The sequence below is a fragment of the Moraxella nasovis genome (genome assembly GCF_022701215.1).
GTDB classification, from domain to species: Bacteria; Pseudomonadota; Gammaproteobacteria; order Pseudomonadales; family Moraxellaceae; genus Moraxella; species Moraxella nasovis.
The window spans coordinates 2014146-2028236 of sequence record NZ_CP089976.1 but is presented as its reverse complement, the minus strand read 5'-3'; the positions used below and the strand labels follow the sequence as shown (position 1 = coordinate 2028236).

Genomic DNA, 14091 nt, shown 5'->3' with positions numbered 1-14091 from the left:
GAATAAGATAATTTTTTTTCATCATAAGAGATTGGATTTTTTAATTAGTAAAGGAAATAGCAAAATTTCTATTTGATAACTAAATAGTTTGTATATAAGAATGGCTAGTAGGGCAAATGTAGATATGTAGAAATTTCCTAAAACTCCACTAATAGCTATAATAAGCAACAATATTATTATGATTAACATGGAAAAAACATGAGAAGTTTTAAGTTCTGTATGACAATTTGGGCATACACCTGAAAATTCAGAAATTGTAATGCAATGTTTATGGCAATTTGGACATTTTTTCATAATTAAATCTTGTATCTAAAATTTTGGGTATATCAAGCTATTTGCTTTTTCAGCAAATAGCTTGATATTTATAGAATTAAGTTTTGACTTTAATTCAGTTATTTTTTGCCTTGGCTTTTGCCCCAAGTATAAGTACCATAGACCAAGCCTACATTGGTTAAATGGTGTTTTGCAACTTGGCTAGTAATAAAACGTCCAGCTAAATTAAGCACAATAGGAACAAAAGCCCCTTCCGTCTCTTTCATCTCATCATCAGTCATGTCAACCGCTTGCAAGTTTTGACTATCGTCAAAAGCAAAAGACAAATCTACTTCTTGGGTGGTTGGGATAGCTGTGTTATAATTGGTTGCTGTTTTTTGCAAATGCAGAAGCAGTGGCTACGGTAGCACTTATTGTTAGTGCTAGGATTGATAACTTTTTCATAGAGTTTTCCTTAATTGACTTTGTGAAAAACTATCAGTCAAAACTGATAGCCGATAACTACCCAAGGTGATGATAGGTGGAATGATTATCATCTTGGAGCAGTTATCATTGATATTACTAAGAACACTTGTACTTTGTCAATAGGTGTGATAAAGATTTATTTGGTTAATTATTTTATTTTTTTAATTATTTTAAAGACAGTTATTATTTGTTAGGATATTATCTTTGGTTGGGGCAGTAAGTGGGTGTGGGCGGTGGTTATAAAACCTAACACTAAAAAAGATAAAAACGATTTTTTCACAAAATTTCCCAAAATTTTTAAATAACTTTTACTTTATCATCAGCTCTATATTAAGCTGATACCTTGTAATTTTTCAATATCACCTGCTTTTAATAATCCAATTACATTGTTAACCAAGGATAGTTGAAAATTTTTGTAATCCACGTCCTTTTTTCGTATGTCTTCATCGCCAATCAAATGAAATAATTGATAGTAAATGGGTTTTAATTCTTCTGGGCAGTCCTGCCAAGCATTTAATAATAATCTCCCATCAATACGACCATGCAAATAATCATTCAAACTATTGATAAAATTATCATATTTCATTTATAGTACCTAAAATTTTTTCCAAGGTGCATTCCAAGGTCTATGTGCATTGATATCTGGTGCAATGTGCATATGCAATTTGGTTGGAGATGGGTTGTCATGGGGATCTAACCTAAATACAGGCGTTCTAGTTTTTGGGGTATTGCCATACCTTATTTGAAATATTCTGCCATTGCTATGTTGTCGAAATCCTTTATCTGGACCATCCACTCTTACATTGCTAATAAATTTTGGAAATCTTGCCCCTTGTGTTTCCTGCATTTGGCTATCCGTCATGGCAGTGCTATAATTAGTCGCTATCTTTTGCAAATGCAGGAGTAGTGGCTACGGTAGCACTTATTGTTAGTGCTAGGATTGATAACTTTTTCATAGAGTTTTCCTTAATTGACTTTGTGAAAAACTATCAATCAAAACTGATAGCCGATAACTATCCAAGGTGATGATAGGTTGAATGATTATCATCTTGGAGCAGTTATCATTGATATTACTAAGAACACTTGTACTTTGTCAATAAGTATGGTAAAGATTTGTTTGGTTAATTATTTTATTTAAAACGATTTTTATCCGCCAAAATATCATCAGCCGTTAGGGGTAGGTCGGCGTGGCGATGGTTGTTATAAAAGGTAAAAGTAATAAGGATATTTTCATGAAAATTTCTTATCAAAAAGCTTTACCAATTTATAAAAAACCACAGTCAAAAATAAAAGATATCCAAAATAACAAGCCAAATGAATAAAAGCCAAATTATCGCTAAGATGATTGACATATTTTGTAATACTTACACAACACCATATTAGCAATGAAGTTGATATTAAAAGAAATATCCTATCTAGCCACAACTTACCTTTAAACAGGTAGGTATTTTTAATCCAACCAATAAATAATCCCAAAGTTGCCACAATATAAATAATTATCATGAGAAAATCTCTTAAAGTGTTACCAATAAAAGTAGTAACGCTTTTTAGAAAGTTGATTAACGAATCTTGATATTTTTGCCAGTTGTACTTGCATATCCATTAATACCGCCAACAACTGCACCTGTGCCAATCGCTGCAAGATGTGCGTTTCTATTATAGGTGCCGCTAGCCACAGCACTCGCCATATAGCCATAATGACCGCCAACACCTCCCATTAAGCCGCCAAAGGCATTACCAATCCAAGCCCCTTGTGTCTCTTGCATTTGGCTATCAGTCATGGTAACCGCTTGCAAGTTTTGACTATCATCAAATGCAAAAGACAAATCTGCTTCGTGGTTGGGATAGCTGTGTTATAATTGGTTGCTGTCTTTTGCAAATGCAGGAGCAGTGGCTACGGTAGCACTTATTGTTAGTGCTAGGATTGATAGCTTTTTCATAAAGTTTTCCTTAACTAAATTGATGTTATGAAAAACTATCAGTCAAACTGATAGCCGATAACTGTCCAAGGTGATGATAGGTGGAATGATTATCATCTTGGAGCAGTTATCATTGATATTACTAAGAACACTTGTACTTTGTCAATAGGTGTGATAAAGATTTGGTTGGTTGGTTATTTTAAAGACAGTTATTAGTTGTTAGGATATTATCTTTGGTTGGGGCAGTAAGTGGGTGTGGGCGGATAGTACAAATCCGCAAGATAAGTATAAAACGAGTTTTTTCATCAAATATTTAAACCGCATATTGTATCAATAAAAAGCTTAGAGCTATAACAGATAAACCTAAAAAATTATTTTTTGAATAAATTAGAAATCAAAAAACAAATAAAGAAAAATATTGAAACCAAAAGCGATAATATGAGCGAAAAAGCGATCAGCTTTATATCAGAGTTAATGAAAAATTCTTTAACACATATGACAATAAAAATACAAAAACCAAAAAATAATGAAATCAATAATTGCACTTTTATTGATTTGGTTTTTTCTATATCAGAGCCAAGATATGAAAAGATACCTGCAATAAATTCAAACATAATAGATGATAATTTTTATAATGTAAATTTAGCACTTAAAGTTAAATAATTTAAAGGCTATTATCTTTGTCAAATTTTATTGAAACCCATAGGAAAAGCCGCCCACCTACGACAACCCTAAAAGCTATGACAGCCCAAATCTTTTTTTCTCTTGTGTCATTCATTTAATAAGACATCTATCAGTCTTTCTGTCTCATGCATATCATCAAGATAATTAGCTAAGATATGGTTGGCAATGTCTTTTTTATCATCATCAGTTAATTGGTCTTTTTGAAAGCCTTCAAAGAGTGCCTTCATCTGTTGTTTACTTAGATAATTAACATAACTGCTATTTATTTCTTTGTCAATCATATTTAAGATTTTATCTTTATCTTGGTTTAGCATAAAACACCATGCCATAAATAAGGGGCTGTATTAAACCAGCCGTAAATCCCACACCAATTGCTAAGCACCTTAAGCTGATTACAGCCAATCTGAATGAAATCTAAATTTTTATCCAAACTTAGCAAAATAAGAACACCTTTAGTTTGGTAATTTTTGGTTTGGTAATTAAGGTAACCATGAAAAATATGGTGCAAAACTTAAAAAAAATTTACAATTTTTGTCTTTTTTTTAAAATCACACCCCCTTAAGATAGCGTCATACCTGTTTATTTGCAACAGCTTGCACTACTATTAATACAGCTATCAATATAGTGCAACCAGCAATACTTGCTTAATATAGTGAAATATTATTGCATCATGTTATTATTATGTTATAATATACTTTTAATGTTAACCACCTGTGTAAATGCCATGAAACTATTTAAACCTACCAGCCTTGCCATTAGCTTAAGCTTAGCCTTAGTGAGTGTCGTTCATGCCAATGACGACCCCAATGTCGTCTTAGATACGCTGACCGTCAACGTCAAAGGCAAAACCAACATCAGTGACCAGCGAGTAAGTCACGACGTACTCAAAAAACGTGCCACCACGCTAGGCGATGCGTTATCTGACGAGCTTGGCATTCACTCCAACCAATTTGGTGGTGGTGCGTCCGCCCCCATCATTCGTGGTCAAGAAGGCAAGCGACTAAAGATTTTACAAAACGGTGCTGATGTTATTGATATGGCAAATTTATCGCCCGATCATGCCATCACCGTTGATACACCTTTGGCAAGAAGAGTTGAGATTGTGCGTGGTGTCAACACCCTAAAATACAGCTCAGGCAACTCAGCAGGTGCGGTGAACGTCATTGACAATAAAATCCCCACCCAAATTCCCAACCAGCTCACCACAGAGACCAGCGTACGCTTTAACACAGGTAATCAAGAAAAGCTTCTCACCACACAGCTTACTGGTCCAATTGGCGATAATTTTGTTCTACATATTGAAGGCCTGCACAAAAATGCAGACAACTACCGCACGCCACGTTATCGCCAAGAGCAGTTTTCTAGCATTGATGAATTAAAAGCCTATGCCAACGTGCCTTATGACTTAGAAAATCTACAAGCCGACTATGACAAATGGAAAAAAGGCGAATTACGCTACTCCAATAGTGTCTATGACTACGTATACACCAATAGCCACGCCAAATACGAAGCCGAAAAAGCTCGTCTGCATGAAGTCAAAAATTCAATCAAATACAAAAGCTTTGACAAGCTGCCAGACAGCTGGGCAGATTCTAAATCTGCCAGTATTGGTGTATCTTGGGTTGGCGATAATGGCTATCTTGGGGGGGCGTTTAGCCACCGCCACGATGAGTATGGTCTGCCTGCTCATAATCATCTATATGAAGGCTGTGGAGCGTCTTACATTTTTGACAAACTCTACACCCACCCCTATTTGGCAAAATACCCACAGCTGAGTACCGATAAAGACATCAATTACCTAAACCCACGCCCCGATTGCCACAACGAACACAAAGGACATTTTCATACAGGTGGTGGTGCACCGATGATTGACTTGACTACTAAACGTTTTGATATGCGTGGCGAATGGCAGAACACCCCTTGGCAAGCCATCTCAAAAATCCGTGGTGATGCTGCTTATGTGGATTATCAGCATAACGAAAAAGAAGGTAGTTTTGCAACCAATGTCTTTAAAAATAAAGGAGTGGCAGCTCGCCTAGAAGCCACGCTTGCACCCAAGCCTGCTTTTGGTGGTAATTTATCTGGCGTGTGGGGTGTGCAGCACACTAATCAAAAAAGCAGTGCCAAAAACCCGATTAACGAATGGCGAGAGCAACCACTACTTACTGAGAACACCACCAAAAATAGCAGTATTTTTGGCATTGAGAAGTTAGATTTTGATAAAGTCACGCTAGATTTTGGCACACGAGTGGAACATCAAAAAATCAGCATGGATTATGATCTAGATTTCATTGAAAAAACCATGAAAGACAGAAGTCACCTAAAAGGCGATGAGCTAGAACAAGCCACCATTGAAGCCAAAAAAGCCACAGCACCGCACAAAAAAACCGCTGTATCTTATGCTGGCGGTGTGCATTGGCGGTTTTTGCCTAATCATACACTGTCGCTGAACGTCTCGCACCAAGAACGCCTACCCAATGCCCAAGAGCTGTACACGCACGGACCGCATTTGGCGACCAATTCGTTTGAGGCGGGTAATCGCAATCTGACCAAAGAAAAGACCAATAACTACGAGCTGTCATTTAAATATCAAGGCGATAAATTTAATTATCAACTTGGCAGTTATCTGTATGATTTTGATAATTATATTTACCTTGAAACCGTCAACGACCACTTAGGCACAGAAGTCGTCAAACACCCACAAATGCTACACATTAATCGCTACAATCAAGCCCCTGCCAAATTCTATGGCATAGAAGGTAAAATTGGCTATCAATTTAACGACCGCTATTATGGCGAGATTTTTGGCGATTATGTCAAAGGTCGTCTGCATCATTTACCCGATGTGGTTGTCGGTTACGAGCCTAATCGTTGGACTGGTGAAGAGACCTTTAACTACAAATCTCAACCAGACACCTATACACCACGCCTACCGCCCATGCGACTTGGTGCAAAAGTTTTGGCTAACTTTAATGATAAGTGGTCTGGCAGTTTAGAATATACCCACGTTTTTGCCCAAAACAAAGTGCCTGACCGCCATCACGAACGCAACTTTAAGGCAACGCAAGGACATCGCTTGCTAAATCTTGGGATAGATTATCACACTTACAAAAACAACCTAGAATATTCGGTATTTTTGCAAGGCAACAACCTACTCAATGATACCATCTATGCCCACGAAACGTACATACCGTACACTCCACAAATGGGACGTAATTTTAGTATCGGTGCAAGTGTGAAATATTAAGTTGATTATGCACAAAAACACCCTAAATGCTAAGTTTAGGGTGTTTTTTATTCAAATGATTTATGCCACATTCGTCGATATTTTGCCATGAGTTTATCAGTATTCTCGTCTTACTCTTCATCTTTGATGATGCAATCAATGGGGTAAGCCTTGTGCGATTCATCATAAAAGCACACGCATTCGGTACATAGGTCTGACTATTTACAATACAAGACTTGGTAGTGGGTGATGGTGGATTGTGTGTCTTTCATATTAAACTGATTTGCTCTCTGATTTTTTGTTTTAATGACGTTTTGTTGTTGGGCGTTAAGTCAATATAACGCCTTTTAGATAGTGCTAAAAATTCATCGTTTGATTCAATACCGATGAATTTTCTATTTAAAATTGCACCAGCAATCCCTGTGGTTGCCGAACCTGAGAATGGGTCTACAATAATATCATATTCTTGGGTAGAGGCCAAAATAATCCGAGATAACAACCCTAGTGGTTTTTGAGTTGGGTGCCTGCCTTGTTGTTTTTCCCATTTATTCACCGCAGGCAGTCGCCAAACATCTTTGGCTTGCTTATTAGCATTGAGTTTTTTCATTAACTCATAATTGAAATAATGTGGGATCTTGGGATATTTTCTTGCCCAAATAATCCACTCGGCAGAATAAGTAAAATAACGACATGAGAAATTTGGTGGCGGATTTGGTTTCTCCCAAGTAATCATATTTAATATCTTAAAACCCAATTGCTCTAAAATACGCCCTAACATAAAAATATTATGATGTGTGCCACTTATCCAAATTGTGCCATTATCTTTTAAAATTCTCCGAGATTCATTTAACCATTCATAAGTAAAACGATAAATTTCATCATCTGTACTAAACTTATCCCAATTGCCTTTATTAACCGATTGAATCACACCATCTTTAACTGTCAAACCATCATTAGATAAAAAATAAGGCGGATCGGCAAAGATCATATCAATGCTATTTGCCTGCAATGTTGGCATGATTTTTATACAATCGCCTTGATATAAATTAAAATTTTTATCGGTAGATTGAAAATATAGCATTCAGTTATCCAAAATTATTTTTGCTAAATAATCATCTTGTAACATCTGTATATTCAATAAAATATTACCCTTATTAAAATAATCTCTTAGTGGTCTATGTGTTCCTGCCCAACCTGCACCGTCTGTTACCCAAATAAATTCAATATCTTGGTTTTTCCAAAAACGAGCCATTTCTATATATTCGGTTGCGGTTGATTTGAGCTTAGAGCCACCGCCCTTATAAAAATTACATTCAATAAAATATAATTTCTCTCCGTTTTTTATAACAAAATCTATAATACGAGATGTTTTATCAATTTGTATTTCTATTCCCCAAGCGTCCGCAATTTTTTTGGCATTGGCTTGTACGAGATATTCTAAATTATGATTATGACAGAATAACGCAACAAAAGACTCCACCAGTATCTCCATAGATGTACCACTACGGTTTTTACGTCCATTACTATCTAGACCTACTTCTACGCCAATACAATAATCTACCAAATTTTTTATTTGTTTATTTTTAATCAATTCAACAAAACCACTTTGTAGCAGAAGCTCAATTAGTCCATGAATTTTATCATCATCAATGTTTTTATCATTAAAGTTAAAATTTCTATAAATAAAATTTGAGCTATCTATCAAAACTTCAATAGATTTATCACGAATAGCCAATAAAATAGGAATGACTTTAATAGTTTTTGGATAAGTTTTAAAAATATCAAATAGCACTTCATCAACATTATCCTTACCAATTGCTGTATTTAATAAATTCAATTCTTTTTCAATCGGCGTGATATTATCAAAAACTTTTGCCCAATTTACAAAATAATCATATTGTATCAAGCCCTTTTCTTTTAAAGTGCTTATGAGTAGGTCAAAATGTGCTGAATCATAAATATCTTTCATATACACTCCTAATAATTATAAACTAAAATCTCGCTAATCGCCGACCGTCCATCGCCTTTGGCATTGATTGCACGTTTCGCCATCACTCTCTCGATGGTAAACTGTTGATACAGTTCATCAAAAAAATTGTCATTAGGATTGCTATTTTTGGGGTCAGAATTACTCAGTAAAAATTGATAACCTAATTTATCTAATTGACGACAAAATTGTGCTAGACGAACCTGTTCATTATCATCAAATTCTTGATGAGCATAATGATTAAAGTTTGATGTATTACTAAGCGGGCGATAGGGAGGATCAATATAAAATAAACAAGGTAGAGTATTGTCTAGTTTATTCAAAATTTGCTCATAATCACCTGTTAATATTTCCACATTTTTTAGGTATTTTTGCAATTGATAAATCAGCTCTTTGTCTAAAAATTGTGGTTTTTTGTAACTGCCAATTGGCACATTAAATTCATTATTTTTATTGACACGATATAGACCATTAAAGCCCGCTTTGTTTAAAAAAATGAATAAAGCGGCTTGGGTAATATTATCAGACTTACGAGAGTTATATAAATCTCGCTTGGCATAATAATAAGGCTTTTTGCTTTCTAAATCAGTTAAATTATCATATTCTTGCTGGATATGAAAAAGCACATCAATCAATCTGTCAGCGGATTGACGAATAACACGATAGACATTAATAAGATCGTGATTGATGTCATTAATAATCAGCCGTTTTAGATTAGGAAAATGCGATAACGCCCAAAAACTTACCGCCCCACCACCAACAAATGGCTCAACCAAACAAAAATCTTGGGTTTGTACATAAGTTGGCAGGCGGTTTTGGATTTGAGATAACAGCTGACTCTTGCCACCAGCCCATTTTAAAATCGGTTTTAACATATCATATTCATATTTATCTTTGGTTCACACCCATCTTTTAATTTAAGTATAAATCGGCTCTGCCACTTTTTTCATGGCTAGGGCGAATTTTAGGTCATCGTGCGATATGTCGGTAAAAGGGTTGATAATCTTGGCGACCTAAATTGGGAATATAACCAGCCCTTGTTCGCAACTTTATTATAACAAATTTTATTTATAAAAATTATAGTAATTTTGTAGAAGTTGTATGCTTTTAACCACGCTCACTTTTTAGCATCTTCTCAAAAACCGATACCTTCCCTAACAAGCAAGCAGTATTTTTGTTGCCATAAGCCCAACACCCCCACTTCGATAAATTGGACACTACACAGCAGGCTTAATCAGCGTCTGCGATATATCCTGACAAAAGTCATCAAACCGCGTGCGATAATAGTTCGGCTTTAGGATATTAAGTTCGGTGCAAGTCTCGCCACGTTGTAGATATTTTATCTCAAAATGTGTGCGAGCTGAATCGGTGGCAACTTGGTGCTTGTCATAAGGCAGCAGCCATGTATTGTTTAGCTTTTCTTCAGCTTCGTCTATGTACCAAGCGATGTTGCTAACTAAGGTAAGCTTAGCCCCTGCTTTCATGCGTGAGATTAAAAATTCAAAAAACGGCATATTTAGCCAGCGTTGGTTTTTATTGTGCGGCTCGGGATTGGGATATAAGATAAACACCCCATCAAGAGAATTTGGCGGTAGATAATGCACAGCAAAGGCGATGGCGTCAGCTTGAATGGCGTATAAATTATCACAAGCTAAGTTTGTAAGTTGCTTATGAAAGGCAGTAATTTTCTCATGGGTGCGTTCTACAGCGAGCAGTTGCTTGTTTGGGTTATCATGTGCAAACAGTAAAGCATGCTTGCCCTTGCCTGCCCCAATCTCAAAAAATAATGGACGATTATCAAGTGGCGATAACTTAATGTGCTTAGGGCTAATCAATACTTCTGGGCGAAATGGGCGAGCAAAACGATGAGATAAATCAGTCATGATGGGGCTTTATAAGGGTTGTGGTGGCAAATCGTATGGCATTATAACAAAGTTGGTCTAAAAATGCACAGGCTTGTTTCATGACAAAAATGCCTAAATAGATTATAATTAAGCTTTTGTGATAAAAGATACTCATATGATAAATCAAACAATCGCTTATACCGACGGAGCTTGTAAAGGCAATGGCAAAAACAGCCAAGCGGCTGGCGGTTTTGGCGTTCACATCCACCATACTGATGGTAATATTGAGAATATCTGGGGTGGCGATGCAGACACGACCAATAACCGCATGGAGCTGATGGCAGCAATCGTTGCCTTACAGAACACGCCAAGTGATGTGCCGTTACAACTTTGGACGGACTCAAATTACGTTAAGCAAGGCATGAGTGAATGGCTTGACGGTTGGAAACAAAAAAACTGGCAAAAGGCAGATGGCAAATCTGTCATCAACCTTGACTTGTGGCAAAAGCTTGATGAGCTTCGCCAAAACCGTACCATTGAGTGGTGCTGGGTCAAGGGTCATGCAGGTCATGCAGGTAACACCAAGGCAGATCACTTGGCAAATCTAGGGGTGACAAGCTCTGGGCGTAAGCTTATCAAAGCCAATGAAACAACTGATGGCAAACCTGACGACGCTCCACCACAAGAGCATGCGATAGATGTGTACCAACAAGGTTTTGCTGTTAGCCCAAATGACGCCCAAAATCCTGCCTATGATGGCAAAACCAGCCAAGCCAATGCCGACTTTTGGGCGATTTTGCCTAAGCCTAGCAACCAAAATAGCTCAAACAGACAGCTGATTATGGATACAGAGACCACAGGCTTTGAGGATCAAAACGGTGATCGCATTGTCGAGGTGGGGATTATTGAGATGGTTGGGCGTAAGTTTACAGGCAATCAGCTACACGTCTATATCAATCCTGATAAACAAATGGACGAAGAAGTCATTCGCATTCACGGTATTTCTAACGAGTTTTTAGAAGATAAACCAAAGTTTAAAGACGTCGCCCAAGCAATCTATGATTTTATGGTCGGCAGTGAAGTTATCGCCCATAACGCACCGTTTGATATGCGATTTTTGAAAATGGAATTTGACAAGGTTGGATTGACTGACTTTAGTGAGCGGGTGAAGGTTACCGATTCCTTAGACATCGCCAAACAGCTGTATCCAGGTCAAAAAAACTCCCTTGACGCCCTAAGACGCAGGCTAAACGTCGGCACTCAAGATCGTACATTCCACGGGGCTTTGCTTGACTCAGAGATTCTAGCAGAAGTCTATTTGGCGATGACAGGTGGTCAAATGGCGATTAATATGGACGATTATGACGCTGAGAATCAGACTAACACAGGCTTAGCCAGCTTTCGCCGTCTAAATGATTTTGCTGATGGTTTACGTGTTTCTGCAAGCGACATAGACGGTGATGCAGCTTGGCGTGCCGCTATACTAAAATAAGAGCAAATATGACCCATCAAGCAGCTTTAATCATAAAAAATGACAGCGTATTATGCCATAATGGCGTACCTGTCTTATTTAACATATCCACAAATCAACTTGCTGATTTAGGTGCAATAAGCCTTGCTTTTGGTGAAATTTTGCCAAAGACCGCTTCTTATGGCGTTATCAGCCATGTTATTGATCTAGATCGTGCATTAGCCTGTGGCTTAGTGGGAGCTTTTGGGAGTGGCTACACCACGACCACACATCCATGTTTGGAGCTGATATCATTTCGTCAGTTGGCATATCACTGTGATTCACAGACTGCCGAACAGCTAAGCCGAGCCATTCAGTTAGTCCTTTGGCAAAACGATCATCGCTTTTGTTCACGATGTGGCACACCAACTAAAATGCACCACAGCGAAAATGCCATGATTTGCCCTGCTTGCCGACATCATGCCTATCCTAGGGTTCAGCCTTGCATCATTGTCGCCATCATAAGAAATCACCCTACCAATCACAAGCCGCAAATCTTACTTGCCAAGCACCATCGCCATGCCGATAAAGGAGTTTATGGGCTGATTGCAGGCTTTGTAGAAGCGGGCGAATCCTTAGAATCTGCTTTATGCCGTGAAACACTAGAAGAAGTAAACGTAACGATTCGTGAACCACGCTATATCAGCAGTCAGCCGTGGCCTTATCCGACTAATCTTATGCTTGGGTTTATTGCTCACTATGATGGTGGCGTGATCACCCCGCAGACAGATGAGATAAGCCATGCTCAGTTTTTTGATTTTCATGATTTGCCAGCCATTCCTGAAGTTGGCACTATTGCCCGTGCTTTAATTTGCCAAGCCGCCAAAGAGTGTGGCATTGCCCTAACTTAGCCTATTGTCATGACCTTAACCATACACATTGAAAATACTGATTTGACAGCACGTTTGGACGATTTGCCAGTACTTTTTAAGTCCTTACAGTTAGATACACTGACAGCTCAAGACCGCCAAAAAGTCGCCCAAATTGACGCCACACTACCCCAAACGCAGTGCGGCCTATGCGGTCATCATGATGGGTGCTTACCCTATGCTTGTGGCATTATCATGCATAATGAGCCAACCAATCTGTGCATACCGGGTGGTCAAGTAGTCGCCGACCAAATCGCTGCCATTATAGGGAAGCAGTCACTTGCCGCCACCCCGAGTAAGTGGCAGACCCATGAGCAGACAGGTCGCCCAATCGAAGTGCGTGCGGTGATTGATGAGCCAAACTGCATTGGTTGCACCAAGTGTATTCCTGCCTGCCCTGTCGATGCCATCATCGGAACAGCTAAGCACATGCACAGTATTATTAAAGAGCTATGTACAGGCTGTGAACTGTGCCTTACTCCTTGTCCTGTGGACTGCATTGATCTGGTAGAATTTCCAAGGGTACTAAGTGATGATGAACGCCAAAATGAACAAGAACACCTAAGACGACGCTATCATCAGCATCTCAATCGAGTTGCTAAGACGATCACCGAAGGGGCAAAGCCTGTCGTTAGTGCTGTTGAAAGTGCAATGGCAAACGCTCTTATGCCTACTATCACACCAGATGCTCCAAGTGAAAATCTTGCCAAAAATACCGTTGAGCTGGCAAAAATCCGCACCCAAATCAAAAAACTAACCAAGCAGTTATCTGTACGCTATACTGATGATGCGAATGCCAAGCTATTACAATTGCAAGATAGGCTTAAACAGCTGTCTTCTTAGTGAACCCTAATCCACCCATTAAAAACCGCCCCTTATATGGAGCGGCTTTGGTCATTTTATGAAAATTTAGTCATTCACAAAAGCAATCTTTGATAGTCCTGCTGTGCTGGCACTTGCCAAAACTTGAGCAACCGTATCATATTTGCCATTTTTGTCTGCTCTTAGCTGCACTTGTGGATCTTCATCGCCACTAGCTGCTTTGGCAAATCGAGCTTGTAACTCGTCAATGCTGATTTTTTGATCATCCCAAAAAATAGTCTCATTGGCATCGATACTCACTTGGATAACCTTTGGTGGCAGCTGATTGATTTGAGCTGTCGTTTTTGGCAAATCAAGTGGAACGCTTGGATTTAGCACCGTTGCCGTTACCAAAAAGATAATCATCAAAACTAGCATAATATCAATGAGTGGAATAAGATTAATCTCGCTCATACCTTGGTCTTGGCTATCGCCTAATTCAAAAGCCATAAT

The 14091-nt window shown here is 38.2% G+C and carries 14 protein-coding genes; 5 read left to right on the top strand and 9 right to left on the bottom strand.

The genetic code is table 11. The features are described 5' to 3' along the window. Positions 1-392 precede the first annotated feature (392 nt). The 3 genes from LU293_RS09775 to LU293_RS09765 all read right to left on the bottom strand — a co-directional run bounded on the left by LU293_RS09775 (position 393) and on the right by LU293_RS09765 (position 2564). Positions 393-656: a hypothetical protein gene (locus LU293_RS09775; protein WP_242747718.1), complete on the bottom strand. Its 264-nt coding sequence runs from the start codon at positions 654-656 to the stop codon at positions 393-395. A 407-nt stretch (positions 657-1063) separates the two neighbouring features. Beyond that, the gene (locus tag LU293_RS09770; RefSeq protein WP_242747716.1) at positions 1064-1324 is read right to left on the bottom strand and encodes a hypothetical protein; all 261 of its coding nucleotides are present in this window, start codon (positions 1322-1324) and stop codon (positions 1064-1066) included. Between the two features lie 973 nt (positions 1325-2297). Further along, the gene (locus LU293_RS09765; protein WP_242747714.1) at positions 2298-2564 is read right to left on the bottom strand and encodes a hypothetical protein; all 267 of its coding nucleotides are present in this window, start codon (positions 2562-2564) and stop codon (positions 2298-2300) included. A 471-nt stretch (positions 2565-3035) separates the two neighbouring features. Here LU293_RS09765 and LU293_RS09760 point away from each other — a divergent pair, with 471 nt between their 5' ends. Continuing rightward, positions 3036-3320 (top strand): hypothetical protein, encoded by a 285-nt coding sequence (locus LU293_RS09760; RefSeq protein ID WP_242747713.1) that lies wholly within the window; start codon positions 3036-3038, stop codon positions 3318-3320. Between the two features lie 107 nt (positions 3321-3427). Here LU293_RS09760 and LU293_RS09755 read toward each other — a convergent pair whose 3' ends face one another. Beyond that, a complete protein-coding gene (locus LU293_RS09755) occupies positions 3428-3655 on the bottom strand; it encodes a hypothetical protein (RefSeq protein WP_242747711.1) in 228 nt (75 codons plus the stop codon). 410 nt (positions 3656-4065) lie between these two features. Between LU293_RS09755 and LU293_RS09750 the strand changes: the two genes are divergently transcribed. Continuing rightward, the gene (locus tag LU293_RS09750) at positions 4066-6588 is read left to right on the top strand and encodes a TonB-dependent receptor (RefSeq protein WP_242747709.1); all 2523 of its coding nucleotides are present in this window, start codon (positions 4066-4068) and stop codon (positions 6586-6588) included. A gap of 247 nt (positions 6589-6835) precedes the next feature. Here LU293_RS09750 and LU293_RS09745 read toward each other — a convergent pair whose 3' ends face one another. The 4 genes from LU293_RS09745 to LU293_RS09730 form a co-directional block, all read right to left on the bottom strand. Beyond that, positions 6836-7648 (bottom strand): DNA-methyltransferase, encoded by an 813-nt coding sequence (locus LU293_RS09745; protein WP_242747707.1) that lies wholly within the window; start codon positions 7646-7648, stop codon positions 6836-6838. Then, on the bottom strand, positions 7649-8536 hold the full coding sequence (locus LU293_RS09740) for a type II restriction endonuclease (RefSeq protein ID WP_242747705.1): 888 nt from the start codon (positions 8534-8536) through the stop codon (positions 7649-7651). An 8-nt stretch (positions 8537-8544) separates the two neighbouring features. Then, complete coding sequence (locus LU293_RS09735) at positions 8545-9429, bottom strand: DNA adenine methylase (RefSeq protein ID WP_242747703.1); 885 nt, start codon at positions 9427-9429, stop codon at positions 8545-8547. A gap of 342 nt (positions 9430-9771) precedes the next feature. Further along, positions 9772-10437 (bottom strand): class I SAM-dependent methyltransferase, encoded by a 666-nt coding sequence (locus tag LU293_RS09730; protein WP_242747701.1) that lies wholly within the window; start codon positions 10435-10437, stop codon positions 9772-9774. A 136-nt stretch (positions 10438-10573) separates the two neighbouring features. Between LU293_RS09730 and dnaQ the strand changes: the two genes are divergently transcribed. Genes dnaQ through LU293_RS09715 form a run of 3 tightly spaced genes read left to right on the top strand, consistent with a single transcriptional unit; the run spans position 10574 to position 13620 of the window. Beyond that, complete coding sequence (gene dnaQ, locus LU293_RS09725) at positions 10574-11890, top strand: DNA polymerase III subunit epsilon (RefSeq protein WP_242747699.1); 1317 nt, start codon at positions 10574-10576, stop codon at positions 11888-11890. 8 nt (positions 11891-11898) lie between these two features. Further along, entirely contained in the window at positions 11899-12759 is an 861-nt protein-coding gene (nudC, locus tag LU293_RS09720; RefSeq protein ID WP_242747697.1) for an NAD(+) diphosphatase, read from the top strand. Positions 12760-12768: 9 nt separating this feature from the next. Continuing rightward, positions 12769-13620 carry an RnfABCDGE type electron transport complex subunit B gene (locus LU293_RS09715; protein WP_242747695.1) on the top strand — a complete coding sequence of 284 codons (852 nt, stop codon included), beginning with the start codon at positions 12769-12771 and terminating at the stop codon, positions 13618-13620. A 66-nt stretch (positions 13621-13686) separates the two neighbouring features. On the opposite strand, the gene LU293_RS09710 is transcribed toward LU293_RS09715, so the two are convergent. Beyond that, on the bottom strand, positions 13687-14088 hold the full coding sequence (locus LU293_RS09710; protein ID WP_242747693.1) for an ExbD/TolR family protein: 402 nt from the start codon (positions 14086-14088) through the stop codon (positions 13687-13689). Positions 14089-14091 lie beyond the last annotated feature (3 nt).